We start from the raw sequence: 13353 nt of genomic DNA on the forward strand, positions 1-13353 counted from the left end.
CCCCCCCCTATTGTTTGTAGTCCGCCGGCCCCCCCGGCGATCGCGTCGTCGAAAACCGCGCAGACCAGTTTTCCGCCGAAAACACAGGCACCATCGATATTCGTGCGGTTGTGAACCGTCACCGGATTGGATTTCGACGGCGTGTGTCCGTGTACCAGGTGCTTGCCCCAATAGTCTTCTGGCTCATCGGATCGAAACCGTAGCCACAGCAGGTCGCGCCTGCCTTGCTGATCCAGCGGGAAGGCGGGGGATACGCCGGCGTGGACGAACAGCGTGTGCGCGTCGACATGCATGAGCGGCAGCTTTGCCGCCCAGCCGAGACAGGTGGCCGGCACCCTGCCGCCGAACGACATTTCGGTTTCGAGGCCGCCATTGTCGAGCCACCAGTCGCGGTCACTGCGCCCGTAATAGGCCCCGCACATCATGTCCTCATGGTTGCCCATCAGGCATATCCACCGGAAATTGGCGGAGGGGCCGGCCATCAGCCGGTCGAGCACCGCGCTGCTGTCCGGCCCGCGATCGATATAGTCTCCCAGAAAGACCACTGTGCCCGACGCGGCATAGGCGTCGATACGGGCGAGCAGCCTGTTCAGCGGGTCGATGCAGCCATGGATGTCGCCGACGGCGAACGTATAGGTCATTCGGACACTGTTCTTGCGGGACCGGAGCTGGTCCTCAGAAATCCTGGTAGTTCATCGGCGTGACCTCGACCATGCGAGGCCCGAGCAGGGTGGTCGTGGTGCCGTTCGCCATGATGCCGGCGTGAACCTCCGCGCTGACCGTCATCGGGAACGGCGTCTTACCGTCGGCGAGCGTGACGATGCCAGTCGTTTGAGCCCCCGTGCCGACAGAGGCGGTCGCTTCGGCCGTGACGTTGAGCGCGCCACCGCTCGGAATGGAAGCAGTGAGAATGTCGTCCACAGGCTCCAACGGTTTTTCCGGCAGTAGCGCCCCGAACGTCCACGCCTTTTGCAGCTCTGCTTTGGTCATAGGCGCGACATTGACGTCGATGTCGTTTTCCGCCCCCTTGACGCGATAGGGGCAGCGGCGCTTGGAGCAGTTTGCGGCGGCGGAGAACTGCCAGAGCGCATAATTGTCCCAGTTGCCCATAGGGAACGCGCCCTCGATGCCCGGCTTGTAGCGGGCATACCAGAGCGGCAGGCGCGAGAGGATGCGGTATTTGTCGCGGTTGAGCGCGATGTGCCGAGCGGTGGAATGGTTGGTATAGAGTACCGGGTAACGGCCGGTGCGCGTCTTCACATGGCCGGCAAAGACCTGCGCATCCTCGAGCGACATATAGTTTTCCGCATCGATGCCCTCGATGTCGAGCACCATCATCTCGTCGTCCTGCGGCTTGGCATAGTCGAGGAAATGATTGGCCTGGTCGATGGGATTGCCCGGGCGGGCGAGGTGATAGGCGCCCCACAGCAGCCCTTTGGCGCGGGCAAGCAGGCGGCGCGTTTCGTAGAGTTCGCGGCTCACGGCATATTTGCGCCACATGGTCTTGCAGTGCGCCACCGTGTCGCCGCTGTGCTCGCCCTTGCAGCTATAGCTTTCCGGCAGGCCGTCGGAGGCTTTCGAAATGAAGCCGGCGATGCGCTTGTCGGACAGCATCTCGGACCAGTCGATCTCGTTCAGCTCGTAGGCGTCGATGACGATGGCGTTTTCCGGCGCCTTCCACGGTTCCACATCCGCCGCCTCGGCGGGAAAAGACAGGGCCGCCAGCGCCATGAAGGCGGCCAGGCCGGAAAGGTGCTTGGGGTTCATGGACGCTCCTGTAGGGTTCCTGCGCCTCCGCAAGCGGCTATCGTGCGACAGACATGGTTAACGGATGGCTAATGCTGGCGGCGCATTGAATAGGAAGGCCGGCAAACACATATGGAACGAAAGGGACTTCAAGGCGTTTCAGGTTCAAATTGCCGTTTGAGCAAGGCTTGAGAGGCATTGACTAGGGAGAAGTGTGATGAAGTTGCTGAGAAAAGTTATCGTCGTCGCGATGTCGGCTTTGTTTGCCGCAACGCCCGTCGTGCCCGCAAACGCGATGCCGGTCGCGAGTTCCGTCAGCCAGCCCATCACGTCCGCCGGCGGAAGCGATGTGCAATTGGTGCGTGATCGCGATCACCGCCGCTGGATCAAACGTGGCGATCGCGGATGGCGCGGCGATCGCGGCTGGCGTGGTGACCGCGGATGGCGGGAGGGCCGTAGATGGGACCGGAATCGCCATGTCGGCTGGCGTGATCGCGGCGATCGTCGTGGCTGGTACAGCGGCCATAGAGGCTATCGTTACCAGCGCCGCGGCTATCGTTATCATGACGGCTATTGGTTCCCGCTGGCAGCGTTTGGCGCCGGTGCCATTATCGGTGGCGCAATTGCCAACGACCGCGGTTATGTCGGCGGCGGTTCGCATGTGAACTGGTGCGCCAATCGCTATCGTTCCTATCGCGCATACGACAACACGTTCCAGCCTTACAACGGCCCGCGCCAGCAGTGCATTTCGCCGTATAGCTGACGGGCTTTCATAAAGGTGCCGGATTGCCCCGGCACAGCAAACAGGTCGACCGGTTCACCAACCGGCCGGCCTTTTTGCATTCCAGGCTTTGGTCTGCATTATTGACGTTTACGTAAAAATCAATAATCTGCCGGCCAGCAAATCGCCGTGCCCGCTTGTTCGGGGAGGGCGCATGGGAGGAGGATAGAGATGTACAAGGCGCCGGTCGAGGAGATTGCGTTCACGCTGAAACACGTCGCGGGGCTGACGCCGGCGCTTGACGGGGGCCATCTCGGCGACCTCACCGACGACCTCGTGGATGCCATCCTGTCCGAAGCCGGCCGGTTCGCCACCGAGGAAGTCGCGCCGCTCGCGGCGATCGGTGACACGCAAGGTGCGCGTTTCGTCGATGGCAAGGTCTCCATGCCCGATGGCTGGCCGGCGCTCTACAAGGCCTGGGCGGAAGGCGGCTGGAATTCGCTGACGGCCTCGCCGGATTTCGGCGGCCAGGGTCTGCCGCATATGCTGCATGTCGCAGCGCTTGAAATGTGGAACAGCGGCTCCATGGCCTTTGCCATCGGCCCGACGCTGACGATCGGCGCGATCGAGGCGCTGACGGCGCACGGTTCCGACCACCTCAAGAACACCTACCTGCCCAAAATGGTCTCCGGCGAGTGGATGGGTTCGATGAACCTCACCGAACCGCATGCCGGCTCGGATCTCGGCGTCATGAAGACCCGCGCCGAACGCCGCGACGACGGCACCTACCGTCTCTTTGGCCAGAAGATCTTCATCACCTATGGCGAGCACGATTTTACCGACAATATCGTGCATCTGGTGCTTGCCCGCCTGCCGGATGCGCCGGCCGGCACGCGCGGCATCTCGCTCTTCCTCGTACCGAAATTCCTTGTGAACGAAGACGGTTCGCTGGGGCCTCGCAACGATGCGCATTGCCATTCCATCGAACACAAGCTCGGCATCCACGGTTCGCCGACCTGCACCATGATCTACGGCGACGGCCGCTTCGGTGACGAGCCGGGCGCCATCGGCTGGCTGATCGGCGAGGAGAACCGCGGCCTCGCCTGCATGTTCACCATGATGAACAACGCCCGCCTTGCCGTCGGCATGCAGGGCGTGGCGATTGCCGAAGCCGCGACGCAGAAGGCGATCGCCTATGCGAAGGAGCGCACGCAGGGCAAGGCGCCCGGCTGGCAGGGGTCCGGCATGAGCCCGATCATCGAGCACCCGGACGTCGCCCGCATGCTGCTGACCATGAAGGTGCTGACCCAGGGTGCGCGGGCCATCACCTATGCCTGCGCCCACGCCGTCGATCTGTCGCATGGCGATGATGCAAAACACTGGGTCGACCGCGCCAGCCTGCTCACCCCCATCGCGAAAAGTTTTGCCACGGATGCCGGCGTCGATGTTTCCTCGCTCGGCGTGCAGGTGCATGGCGGCATGGGCTTCATCGAGGAGACGGGTGCCGCCCGCCTCTATCGCGACGCCCGTATCGCGCCGATCTACGAGGGCACGAACGGCATCCAGGCCATCGACCTCGTGACCCGCAAGCTGCCGCTCGCCGAGGGTAGTCACATCCGCGGCTTCATCGCCGAACTGCGCGACATTGCAGCGAGGGCCCGCGCGGCGAACACGCCTGAACTCGGCGACACCGGCGCGCGCCTGGAAGCCAGCATCGCAGACCTCGAAGCCGCCACCGAATGGCTGCTTGCCACGCTCGCCGAGGGCAAGCAGGCCGAAGCGCTGGCCGGCGCCACGCCGTATCAACGGCTCTTCGGTCTGGTGCTGACCGGCGCCTATCTCGCCAAGGGCGCGCTCGCCGATGGCGGCGATGGCCGCAATGGCGAACGCGCAGCACTCTGCCGCTTTGCGGCGGAGAATGTCATCGGGGAAACGGTCGCGCTCAAGGACCGTGTCATGAGCGGTGCCGCAAGCCTTGCGGCGGCGCGCGCGGTTCTGGGCTGAAGGAAAAAACATGACCGACCATATTCTGATCGAGCGCCCGGAAAATGCTCCCGGTGTGCAGGTAATCCGCCTCAACCGCGTGGAAAAGAAGAACGCCATCACCCGCGCCATGTACCAGGCGATGACGGATGCGCTGAAGTCGGGCGACGCGGATGAAAGCGTGCGCGCCACCGTCTTCCTCGGCTCGGAAGGCTGCTTTTCCGCCGGCAACGACCTCAACGATTTCATGGCGTTTGCCATGGGCGGCACGATGGGCCGCGAGGTCATCGACTTTCTCCATGCGCTTGCCGCCCATACGAAGCCGCTCGTCTCCGGCGTCGATGGCCTGGCGATCGGCATCGGCACGACGATCCATCTGCATTGCGACCTGACCTACGCCTCGATCCGCACGGAATTCCGCACGCCCTTTGTCGATCTGGCGCTGGTGCCGGAAGCGGCCTCCAGCCTGCTTGCACCACGCCTGATGGGTCACCAGCGCGCCTTCGCACTGCTTGCTGCGGGTGACGGTTTTTCCGCGACGGCCGCGCGTGACGCGGGGCTCATCTACGCCGTCGTCGAGCCGGCCGCGGTGGAAGAGCAGGCGCTGGCGGCCGCAAAGCGCTTGGCCGCCAAGCCCCCGCAGGCGCTGGCCATCGCGCGCAACCTCATCCGCGGCGACCGGGCCGACATTGCCGCCCGGATCGACGAGGAGGCGGGACACTTCGCGGCACAGCTAAAAAGCCCGGAAGCCCGCGCCGCCTTCGAGGCCTTTATGGCGCGGCGCTGAGGGTGCATTCGGCAAGCCGCTTGCGATTTGTGGTCTGTCAATTTTAACAGGCCCTTAAACACGTTTTCCTATGGTACGGCCATTCTCCGGCGTCCTGCCGGCGGCCGCATGATGCGTCCGATCCTCGCCCTCCGGCATGCCATTCAGCATCGCGTTCCCGCCCTCTGGCGGAGCGCGCCCCGAAGGAACATCGCGCCCCATGTCCAAGCGCTCCAATCTGATGACGCGCATCCTCGTCGTCGCGTCTCTCGTCGTCATTGCCGCCTTTACCGGCTTCTCCCTTTACATCGATAGCCTGCAACGCAGCGTGCTGACGAATTCCGTCGAGGAAAGCATCGACAGCTCCGGCAAGCAAGCCGCCCAGAGCATCGCCAACTGGCTGAACGCCCGCATGGCGCTGACCGAAATGGCGGGCAATGCCGCAGGCAAGGCCGCCGATCCCGCCGGCATCGAGGCGGTGCTGCAAAACGACGTGCTGGTCGGCCAGTTCATGACCACCTACGTCGGCGATGAAGCGGGCATCTTCACCCAATGGCCGAAGTCGGAAATGCCGGAGGGCTACGATCCGCGCCAGCGCCCCTGGTATCAGGATGCCGTCAAGGCGAACGGCAGCGTGCTGACGGAGCCCTATATCGATGCCTCCACCAACGACCTGATCATCAGCGCCGCCGTGCCGGTCAAGCGCGATGGCACGCTCGTCGGTGTCGCCGGCAGCGACTTCTCGCTGAAATCCCTCGTCGAGATGGTCAATTCGGTCGATCTCGGCGGCATGGGCTTCGCCTTTCTGGTCAACAAGGACGGTCAGGTTCTCGTCCACCAGGACAAGGCGCTCGTCACCAAGACGCTTGGCGATGCCTTCCCGGAGGCGACGCCCGCGATCGGCGGCGGCATCGCGCACACGACCTATGCCGGCAAGCCGGTGCTCGTCTCCTTCGTGCCGGTCACGCGCCTGCCGTCGGTGGAATGGTATCTCGGTTTCACCATCGACAGCGGCATGGCTTTCGCGGCCATCGACCAGTTCCGCATTGCCGCGACGATCGCCACCGTGCTCGCCGTCATCGTTATGATGGGCTTCCTCGCCACCGTGCTGTCGCGCCTCGTCGTGCGCCCGGTCAAGGAGATGACCCTCGCCATGGACAAGCTTGCTTCGGGTGACGTGCGCACGGAAATCCCTGGCCAGGACCGCACCGACGAGATCGGCCAGATGGCCGCCGCCGTCGCCGTGTTCCGCGACAATGCCATCGAGCGCACCCGCCTCGAAAACGCCGCCGAGGAGGGCCGCGTGCTGTCCGAAAGCGAGCGCCGCGAGCGCGAGGCCGCCAAGGCCCGCGAAGCCGCCGAAATCCACCACGCCGTCGAAGCGCTGGCGGACGGTCTCGGGCGTCTGGCGGATGGCGATCTCGCCCACCGCATCGATGCCCCCTTCGCCGGCCATCTCGATCGCCTGCGCACAGACTTCAACCACTCCGTCACCAAGCTGCACACGGCGATGACGACGGTCGGCCAGAATGCCCGCGCCATCGACGCCGGCGCCATGGAAATCCGCACGGCTGCCGACGACCTCGCCCGCCGGACGGAGCAGCAGGCCGCCTCCGTCGAGGAGACCGCCGCCGCGCTGGAGGAGATCACCACCACCGTGAAGGATTCCACCCGCCGCGCGGAAGAGGTCGGCTCGCTGGTCTCGCGCACCCGCACCGGTGCCGAAAAGTCGGGCGAGGTGGTGCGTCGCGCCGTCTCCGCCATGCAGGGCATCGAAAGGTCCTCGAGCGAGATCACCAACATCATCGGCGTGATCGACGACATCGCCTTCCAGACCAACCTGCTGGCGCTGAATGCCGGCGTGGAAGCGGCGCGTGCCGGCGAAGCCGGCAAGGGCTTTGCGGTCGTCGCACAGGAGGTGCGCGAGCTTGCCCAGCGCTCGGCCAATGCCGCCAAGGAGATCAAGGCGCTGATCACCACGTCCAGCGATCAGGTCCGCTCAGGCGTGTCGCTGGTCGATGAGACGGGCGCTGCTCTCGAAGCCATCGTGCGCGAGGTGCAGGAGATCAACGGCCACGTCAACGCCATTGTCACCGCCGCCCGCGAGCAGTCGACTGGTCTCCAGGAGATCAACACCGCCGTCAACACGATGGACCAGGGCACGCAGCAGAACGCCGCCATGGTGGAGGAACAGACCGCCGCCAGCCACGGCCTCGCCGCCGAAGCCGCAGCGCTCAACGCACTGCTGGCGCAGTTCCGGCTCGGGCAGGGTGGCGCAACCTACGCCGCCAACCCGGTACGCCGCGCGGCCTGATTGGCTGAATCTCAGAAAGAAAGGCCCGGGATCGCTCCCGGGCTTTTTAGTTTTTTGAGTTATCTAATGATGCCAAGGGGTTGTGCCCGCGACGGCGGCTGCCCATCTATGAGCCGATAGATCACTTTGCAGATATTCGGAGACTCGGAAATTGGCTGAATTGCTGGGGCGAACGGTCGTCATCACGGGTGCCGGCCGTGGGTTAGGGGCGGCGCTTGCCATGTCTCTGGCGGAGGCTGGGTGCAATATCGTCCTGTGCGGCCGCACCCTCGCGGCGCTTGAAGCGGTGGCTGACGGGATTGCGGGCGCGACGGGTCGACGCCCCGCCTGCATCACCGTCGATCTGGCCGAGAGCACAAGCGTGCGCCAGGCGGTCGAGGCGATCGTCGGCGCGCATGAACATATCGACCTGCTGATCAACAACGGCGCGATGTGGCTGGAGGCGCGCGACGAGCCGTACACGGCCGAGGAGGTCCTCGGCGTTATCAACTCCGCCGTCACCGGCACATTCCTGTTCAGCCAGGGTCTTCTGCCGCTTCTCCGGCGCTCCGCCAACCCGGATATCGTGACCATCGGCTCGGTAAGCGGCCTGCCGAATGGGCTGCTCGATGGCGTTTCCGTTCCCTTCTACGCCGCCAAGCGGGGCCAGACGGCGGTTGCGGAAGGGCTGCGGCAAATGCTGGCGGGGACACCGGTCCGCTCGATCATCCTGCACCCACCCGACCTGGACGACATCCAGCCGGGCGAACCGGCATGGGCCGAGGCGCCCGAGCGAGCCAAGAGCGCGCGCGCCACCAACCGCGATGTGGTGGAAGCAGTCCTCTTCGCCGTCACGCGTCCGCGCAACATCTCGCTCTCCATCGTGCTGGACGCGGATGATGGCGGGGTGTTTCCCACGCAGATACGCTGAGGCGGATTGCGGTCGCCTACCTGTCGAGAACCGCCACGGCCTCGACATGGGCCGACCAGAGGAACTGGTCGATCGGCGTCACCATGCGAATGCGATAGCCGGCAGCGGTCAGGATCGACAGGTCGCGGGCAAGGCTGACGGGATTGCACGACACGGCGACGATGGTTTTGACGCCGGAACGGGCGAGTTCCTTGCACTGGTCTTCTGCCCCCGCGCGCGGCGGATCGAACACGACGGCGTCGTAGACCTTCAGTTCGGAGGCCATCAGCGGTCGGCGGAAGAGGTCGCGCCTTTCCACCGTCACGGGCTTCAGGCCCTGCGTGTTCCGGGCAGCATGATCCAGCGCCTTCAGCGCCTTTTCCTCGCCTTCCACCGCATGCACCTTGGCCTGCCGGGCGATGCGCAAGGCAAACGTGCCGGAGCCGGCGAACAGGTCGGCAACGCGCTTGGCCTTGCCGAGGGCCGCCAGCACCAGTTCGGACATGGCATCCTCGGCGGGCTTCGTCGCCTGCGTGAAACCGCCGGCGGGCGGCGAGACGCGCACTCCGGCGAAATCGATCTCCGGTTTCTGGGGCTCGATGAGGATTTCACCGTCGCTGGAAACGCGCGCGATGCCACGCAGGGCCAGCACACATTCGGTGACGGTGCGGCGCTCCTTGTCTCCCACCTTCTTCACGCCTTCGAAGGCGAGGTCGAGGCCGGGGGCGGTTTCAAGTACGGTCACGCGGAACGGTTCGGCCGAGGTCGCGATAGCGCCGGCGACCCGGCGGATCGCCTCGAGCTGAGAGATGATGCCGTCACTGCTGATCGGACAGTGGTCGATCGAGACGATATGGTGGCTGCCGGCCTGGTTGAAGCCGAGCAGCACGCCCTTTTCCGTCTTGCGCGCGGTGAAGACGACGCGGCGGCGTTCACCCGGCCGGGCGATGACAAGCGGCGCCACATCCGGCGTCAGGCCCTTCGACTTGAGCGCCTGCACGAGCAGGCTGCGCTTGAAATCGTGGTAGAGCGCATCGCCGGCATGCTGCAAGGTGCAGCCGCCGCAGGTGCCGTTCTTTCCATCAGGTCCGAAATGCACGCAGGGCGGCTCGACCCGTTCTGGCGAGGCGACCGACATGGACATGACGGTGCCATGGTTCTTCGCGCGTGCGACGGCGACCGTCTCGCCGGGCAGGGTGAAGGGCACGTAGACCGGGCCGTCCGCCGTCTCGGCAATGCCGTCACCGCCACTGCCAAGGCGGGCGATGGTGAGCGTCTCCGCCGTCATGGCTTGCGGCCTCCGAGAAGAAATTCGACATTGCCGTCGCCACCGGTGATGGGCGAGGGGATGAGACCGAGGCTCTGCCAGCCCATGTCTTCCGTGAGCCAGCGTTCCAGCTCGGCTGCAACCGCAGGCGCGCTTTCAGGATCCTTGAGGAGCCCCGCCTTGCTGATCGCCTCGCGGCCCGCTTCGAACTGCGGCTTGACGAGCAGCACGCAGAAGGCGCCCGGTTCGGCAAAGGTCAGGGCCGGCGGCAGCGCCAGCTTCAGCGAGATGAAGGAAACGTCCGAGACGACCGCGCCGATCGTGCGGCCTTCGAGATCGTCCTCGTCGAGCACGCGCGCGTTCAGGCCCTCGTAATTGGTGATGCGCTCGTCCGCTCGCAGTCGCGGGTGAAGCTGGTCATGGCCGACATCGACCGCGATGACATGCGCAGCACCCCGCTCCAGCAGGATATCCGTGAAGCCGCCCGTCGAGGCGCCGATGTCGAGACAGTCGAGGCCGGCGGGATCGAGCCCGAATTCGTCGAGCGCAGCCTTCAGCTTCAGCGCCGCGCGCGAGACATAGGCCTGGGCGGGATCGTCGATTTCGATGACGGCGGAGGCGGGGAAGGTGGAACTCGGCTTGGTGACGACGCGGCCGTTGACGCGCACGGTACCGCGCGAAATTGCATCGCGCGCCCGCGAACGGCTGGCAACGAGGCCGGCATTCAGCAGGAGCTGGTCGAGGCGGATGGTTTCTACAGATTGGGACATTGCCTCTCATGACGCCTTGCGCCGCGGGTGGCAAGCCCCGTCCGGCGCATTCCACCTCACATGATTCGTTGAGGGCGGGCGGAAACACAAGAAGCGGCAATCCTACATTCACGTTTCCTTAAATTATGACAGTCAGGATTCATTAAGCATATGCTGGCATGAGGCCGGTGCCTGGCCCCATGCGACGGGGACTTTTCGAACATTTTTGTGGATTGGACCCGTGGCGAGCGGGCGCAAGGAGCACGCATGACCCTACGTCTGTCCCACCGGATCGGCCTGATGGCGCCGATTGCCGTCGCGGGCATTCTTCTTATAGTCGGCATCTTTTCCGTCGAGCAGCGTATTGCCGATGACTATCGCACAAGGGTGGAGCGCCATCGCAGCGCCGAGACGGAGCTGCGCGCGCTGGAGATCGAGTTCCTGCAAAACCGCCGGGCTGAAAAGGATTTTCTGCTGCGGCGCGATGAAAAATACGTCGCCGCCCACAAGGAGATTTCTGCCCGCGCGGAAACGACGCTCGCCACGCTGGGTGGTCTTGTCGAGAACCCCGCGACCCGCGCCGACCTCCAGAAAATTTCCGACGGCTACACCACCTATCAGCAGAGCTTTGCAACGCTCGCTGAGGCCAGCATCGCGCTTGGCCTCGATCCGTCCTCGGGTCGCGAAGGCGCCATGCGCGCGGCGGTGCACTCCATCGAGGAACTGCTGAAATCCGTCGATGACAAGGGCCTTCAGGCGAGCATGCTGACAATGCGCCGCCACGAGAAGGATTTTATCATGCGGCGCGATGCGAAATACCTCGCCAAGCATGCGGAAGAGCGCGCGGCCTTTGCCAAGACGCCGGCCGAAAAATTCGGCGGCGCGGCAAACCAGGCGACGATCCTCAAGGCGCTCGACGACTACGGCAAGGCCTTCGATGACTATGCCGCCATCGCCGGCACGGAAGCCGCCGCCAGCAAGGGCGTTTCCGACGCCTTCGCCGCCGTCGAACCGATCTTCGACCAGATGGCATCCGGCATTGCGAGCGACAAGGCGAAGGCCGAAGCGGACAGCGCGGCTGCCCTCGCCAAGACCCGTAGCATCGCGATTGCCGCTATTCTTGCCGCCATCGCCGCCATTGCCGCGACCGTCCTTCTCATCGGCCGGTCGGTCTCCCGGCCGATCGTCGCCACAACGAAGGCGATGACGCTGCTTGCTGGCGGTGACACGGCTTCGGCCATCCCCTATGCCGGCCGCCGCGACGAGATCGGCGAGATGGCCGGCGCGGTGGAAGTCTTCCGCCAGGCCGCCATCGCCAATCGCCGACTGGAAGCGGAAGCTGCGGAAAACCGCAGCCGCGCCGAAGCGGAGCGGATTCGCCTGCAGGAAGATGCGGAAGCCGCCGCCCAGGCGCGGCTCCAGCAGGCGACCTCCGGCCTTGCCGGCGGCCTGCGCCGCCTGGCTGCCGGCGATCTCAGCTTCCAGCTCACCGAATCCTTCGCTCCGGATTTCGAGCAGTTGCGCCACGACCTCAACACGGCGGTCGCCCAGCTTGGCGAGACGCTCGGCGCGGTGGCGGCCTCGAGCGGCTCGATCGACAGCGGCTCGCGCGAGATCAGCATGAGCGCCGACGACCTTTCCAAGCGTACCGAGCAGCAGGCCGCCTCGCTGGAAGAGACCGCCGCAGCTCTCGACGAGATCACCGCCAACGTCGCCAATTCGACGAAGCGGGCCGACGAGGCGCGCACCGTCGCCGGCGAAGCCAACAGCAGTGCCCAGAAATCCGGCGAGATCGTCGCCGGTGCCATCGAGGCGATGAAGCGCATCGAGCACTCGTCCGGCCAGATTTCCAACATCATCGGGGTGATCGACGAGATCGCCTTCCAGACCAACCTGCTCGCCCTCAACGCCGGCGTCGAGGCGGCACGAGCTGGCGAGGCAGGCAAGGGGTTTGCGGTCGTGGCGCAGGAGGTGCGGGAACTGGCGCAGCGTTCGGCTCAGGCCGCCCGCGAAATCAAGGAACTCATCCGCAAGTCCAGCACCGAGGTCGAGGGCGGCGTGCGGCTGGTGCAGGATACCGGCGCCTCGCTCCAGGCAATCAGCGTGCATGTCGGGACCATCAACCAGCACATGGATGCCATTGCCATTTCCGCCCGCGAGCAGTCGGTCGGCCTCAGCGAAGTCAACACGGCGGTCAACCAGATGGACCAGGTGACGCAGCGCAACGCCGCGATGGTTGAGGAGACGAATGCCGCCAGCGCGTCTCTTGCCAACGAAGCCGTGCGGCTGCGCGAGCAGATTTCCCGCTTCGCGCTGCCCAATGCCGCCAACGACACTGGAGCGCGCGACTTGCGCGCCGTCCATCGCCAGATGGAGACGGCAGCGCGGCCCGCCTACCGATCTGCACCGGCGGCCCGCGGAAATGCCGCTGTCGCACAGGAATGGACGGAATTCTGAGGCAGTAAAAAACCAAGCAAAACGCCCCGGTGATAGGCCGGAGCGTTTTGCTTGGAACAGGGCTCAGAGCCAGATGATGCGGCCGGCGAAACCAGCCAGCGAATCGAGGTCGGCGAGGGCGGAAATGCCCTGCGGCTGCATCTCGCGCCGGGCTTCGCGCACGAGCCCCGGATCATCGCCGATATTATGCGTCTTGCGAATATCCGGCAGCTTCTTCTGCAGGATGGCGATCGCCGCCGCCTCGATGGCGGGGTCGTGCGCTGGCCGCTCTTCGGCGGCTGCGATGGAGGCATGGCAAAGCGTGGCGGCAAGAGCCGCAAGCAACGCATATCGCATGGTGGAAATCCCTGTCCGGTCGTTCTTGTCGTTGCTGCAACTCATAACAGCCGGAGGTTTCCGGACGCCCAAGGGACGTGGTTACGGGGTGGCAAAACGGCATGGTTGAGAAAGCGTGCACCATG

Annotated in this window: 11 protein-coding genes; 6 read left to right on the forward strand and 5 right to left on the reverse strand. The window is 65.0% G+C overall.

What is annotated here, in order from left to right; all coding sequences use genetic code 11:
* A partial coding sequence (locus tag ACT6VE_RS12020; RefSeq protein WP_444798840.1) for a metallophosphoesterase family protein occupies window positions 1–641 on the reverse strand: 641 nt, incomplete at its 3' end.
* 34 nt (window positions 642–675) lie between these two features.
* Window positions 676–1767: a glycoside hydrolase family 25 protein gene (locus ACT6VE_RS12025; RefSeq protein WP_444798841.1), complete on the reverse strand. Its 1092-nt coding sequence runs from the start codon at window positions 1765–1767 to the stop codon at window positions 676–678.
* A 196-nt stretch (window positions 1768–1963) separates the two neighbouring features.
* Between ACT6VE_RS12025 and ACT6VE_RS12030 the strand changes: the two genes are divergently transcribed.
* The 5 genes from ACT6VE_RS12030 (at window position 1964) to ACT6VE_RS12050 (ending at window position 8440) form a co-directional block, all read left to right on the forward strand.
* Window positions 1964–2509, forward strand: coding sequence for a BA14K family protein (locus ACT6VE_RS12030; RefSeq protein WP_444798989.1), 546 nt, complete (start codon window positions 1964–1966; stop codon window positions 2507–2509).
* Between the two features lie 189 nt (window positions 2510–2698).
* Window positions 2699–4471: an acyl-CoA dehydrogenase gene (locus tag ACT6VE_RS12035; RefSeq protein WP_444798842.1), complete on the forward strand. Its 1773-nt coding sequence runs from the start codon at window positions 2699–2701 to the stop codon at window positions 4469–4471.
* Window positions 4472–4481: 10 nt separating this feature from the next.
* Window positions 4482–5237, forward strand: a complete 756-nt coding sequence (locus ACT6VE_RS12040; RefSeq protein ID WP_444798843.1) for a crotonase/enoyl-CoA hydratase family protein — start codon at window positions 4482–4484, stop codon at window positions 5235–5237.
* Between the two features lie 199 nt (window positions 5238–5436).
* On the forward strand, window positions 5437–7530 hold the full coding sequence (gene mcpU / locus ACT6VE_RS12045; RefSeq protein ID WP_444798844.1) for a methyl-accepting chemotaxis protein McpU: 2094 nt from the start codon (window positions 5437–5439) through the stop codon (window positions 7528–7530).
* A gap of 151 nt (window positions 7531–7681) precedes the next feature.
* Window positions 7682–8440 carry an SDR family oxidoreductase gene (locus ACT6VE_RS12050; RefSeq protein ID WP_444798845.1) on the forward strand — a complete coding sequence of 253 codons (759 nt, stop codon included), beginning with the start codon at window positions 7682–7684 and terminating at the stop codon, window positions 8438–8440.
* A 16-nt stretch (window positions 8441–8456) separates the two neighbouring features.
* On the opposite strand, the gene ACT6VE_RS12055 is transcribed toward ACT6VE_RS12050, so the two are convergent.
* Both ACT6VE_RS12055 and ACT6VE_RS12060 read right to left on the reverse strand, forming a co-directional pair.
* Window positions 8457–9707 carry a class I SAM-dependent RNA methyltransferase gene (locus ACT6VE_RS12055; RefSeq protein WP_444798846.1) on the reverse strand — a complete coding sequence of 417 codons (1251 nt, stop codon included), beginning with the start codon at window positions 9705–9707 and terminating at the stop codon, window positions 8457–8459.
* Complete coding sequence (locus tag ACT6VE_RS12060; protein WP_444798847.1) at window positions 9704–10456, reverse strand: TlyA family RNA methyltransferase; 753 nt, start codon at window positions 10454–10456, stop codon at window positions 9704–9706. Before ACT6VE_RS12060 ends, ACT6VE_RS12055 begins: the two co-directional genes overlap by 4 nt.
* 246 nt (window positions 10457–10702) lie before the next feature.
* Here ACT6VE_RS12060 and ACT6VE_RS12065 point away from each other — a divergent pair, with 246 nt between their 5' ends.
* Window positions 10703–12892 carry a methyl-accepting chemotaxis protein gene (locus tag ACT6VE_RS12065; protein WP_444798848.1) on the forward strand — a complete coding sequence of 730 codons (2190 nt, stop codon included), beginning with the start codon at window positions 10703–10705 and terminating at the stop codon, window positions 12890–12892.
* Between the two features lie 63 nt (window positions 12893–12955).
* Here the strand turns inward: ACT6VE_RS12065 and ACT6VE_RS12070 are convergent, their stop codons facing one another.
* Window positions 12956–13273, reverse strand: coding sequence for a hypothetical protein (locus ACT6VE_RS12070; RefSeq protein WP_444798849.1), 318 nt, complete (start codon window positions 13271–13273; stop codon window positions 12956–12958).
* Window positions 13274–13353: the final 80 nt, after the last annotated feature.

This window comes from Shinella sp. (assembly GCF_052438155.1).
In the GTDB taxonomy this organism is placed as follows: Bacteria; Pseudomonadota; Alphaproteobacteria; order Rhizobiales; family Rhizobiaceae; genus Shinella.

Coding starts and splice junctions, on each gene's coding strand:
- ACT6VE_RS12025 (WP_444798841.1), bottom strand. CDS start 1,767: ATGAACCCCAAGCACCTTTCCGGCCTGGCCGCCTTCATGGCGCTGGCG.
- ACT6VE_RS12030 (WP_444798989.1), top strand. CDS start 1,964: ATGAAGTTGCTGAGAAAAGTTATCGTCGTCGCGATGTCGGCTTTGTTT.
- ACT6VE_RS12035 (WP_444798842.1), top strand. CDS start 2,699: ATGTACAAGGCGCCGGTCGAGGAGATTGCGTTCACGCTGAAACACGTC.
- ACT6VE_RS12040 (WP_444798843.1), top strand. CDS start 4,482: ATGACCGACCATATTCTGATCGAGCGCCCGGAAAATGCTCCCGGTGTG.
- mcpU (WP_444798844.1), top strand. CDS start 5,437: ATGTCCAAGCGCTCCAATCTGATGACGCGCATCCTCGTCGTCGCGTCT.
- ACT6VE_RS12055 (WP_444798846.1), bottom strand. CDS start 9,707: ATGACGGCGGAGACGCTCACCATCGCCCGCCTTGGCAGTGGCGGTGAC.
- ACT6VE_RS12060 (WP_444798847.1), bottom strand. CDS start 10,456: ATGTCCCAATCTGTAGAAACCATCCGCCTCGACCAGCTCCTGCTGAAT.
- ACT6VE_RS12065 (WP_444798848.1), top strand. CDS start 10,703: ATGACCCTACGTCTGTCCCACCGGATCGGCCTGATGGCGCCGATTGCC.
- ACT6VE_RS12070 (WP_444798849.1), bottom strand. CDS start 13,273: ATGAGTTGCAGCAACGACAAGAACGACCGGACAGGGATTTCCACCATG.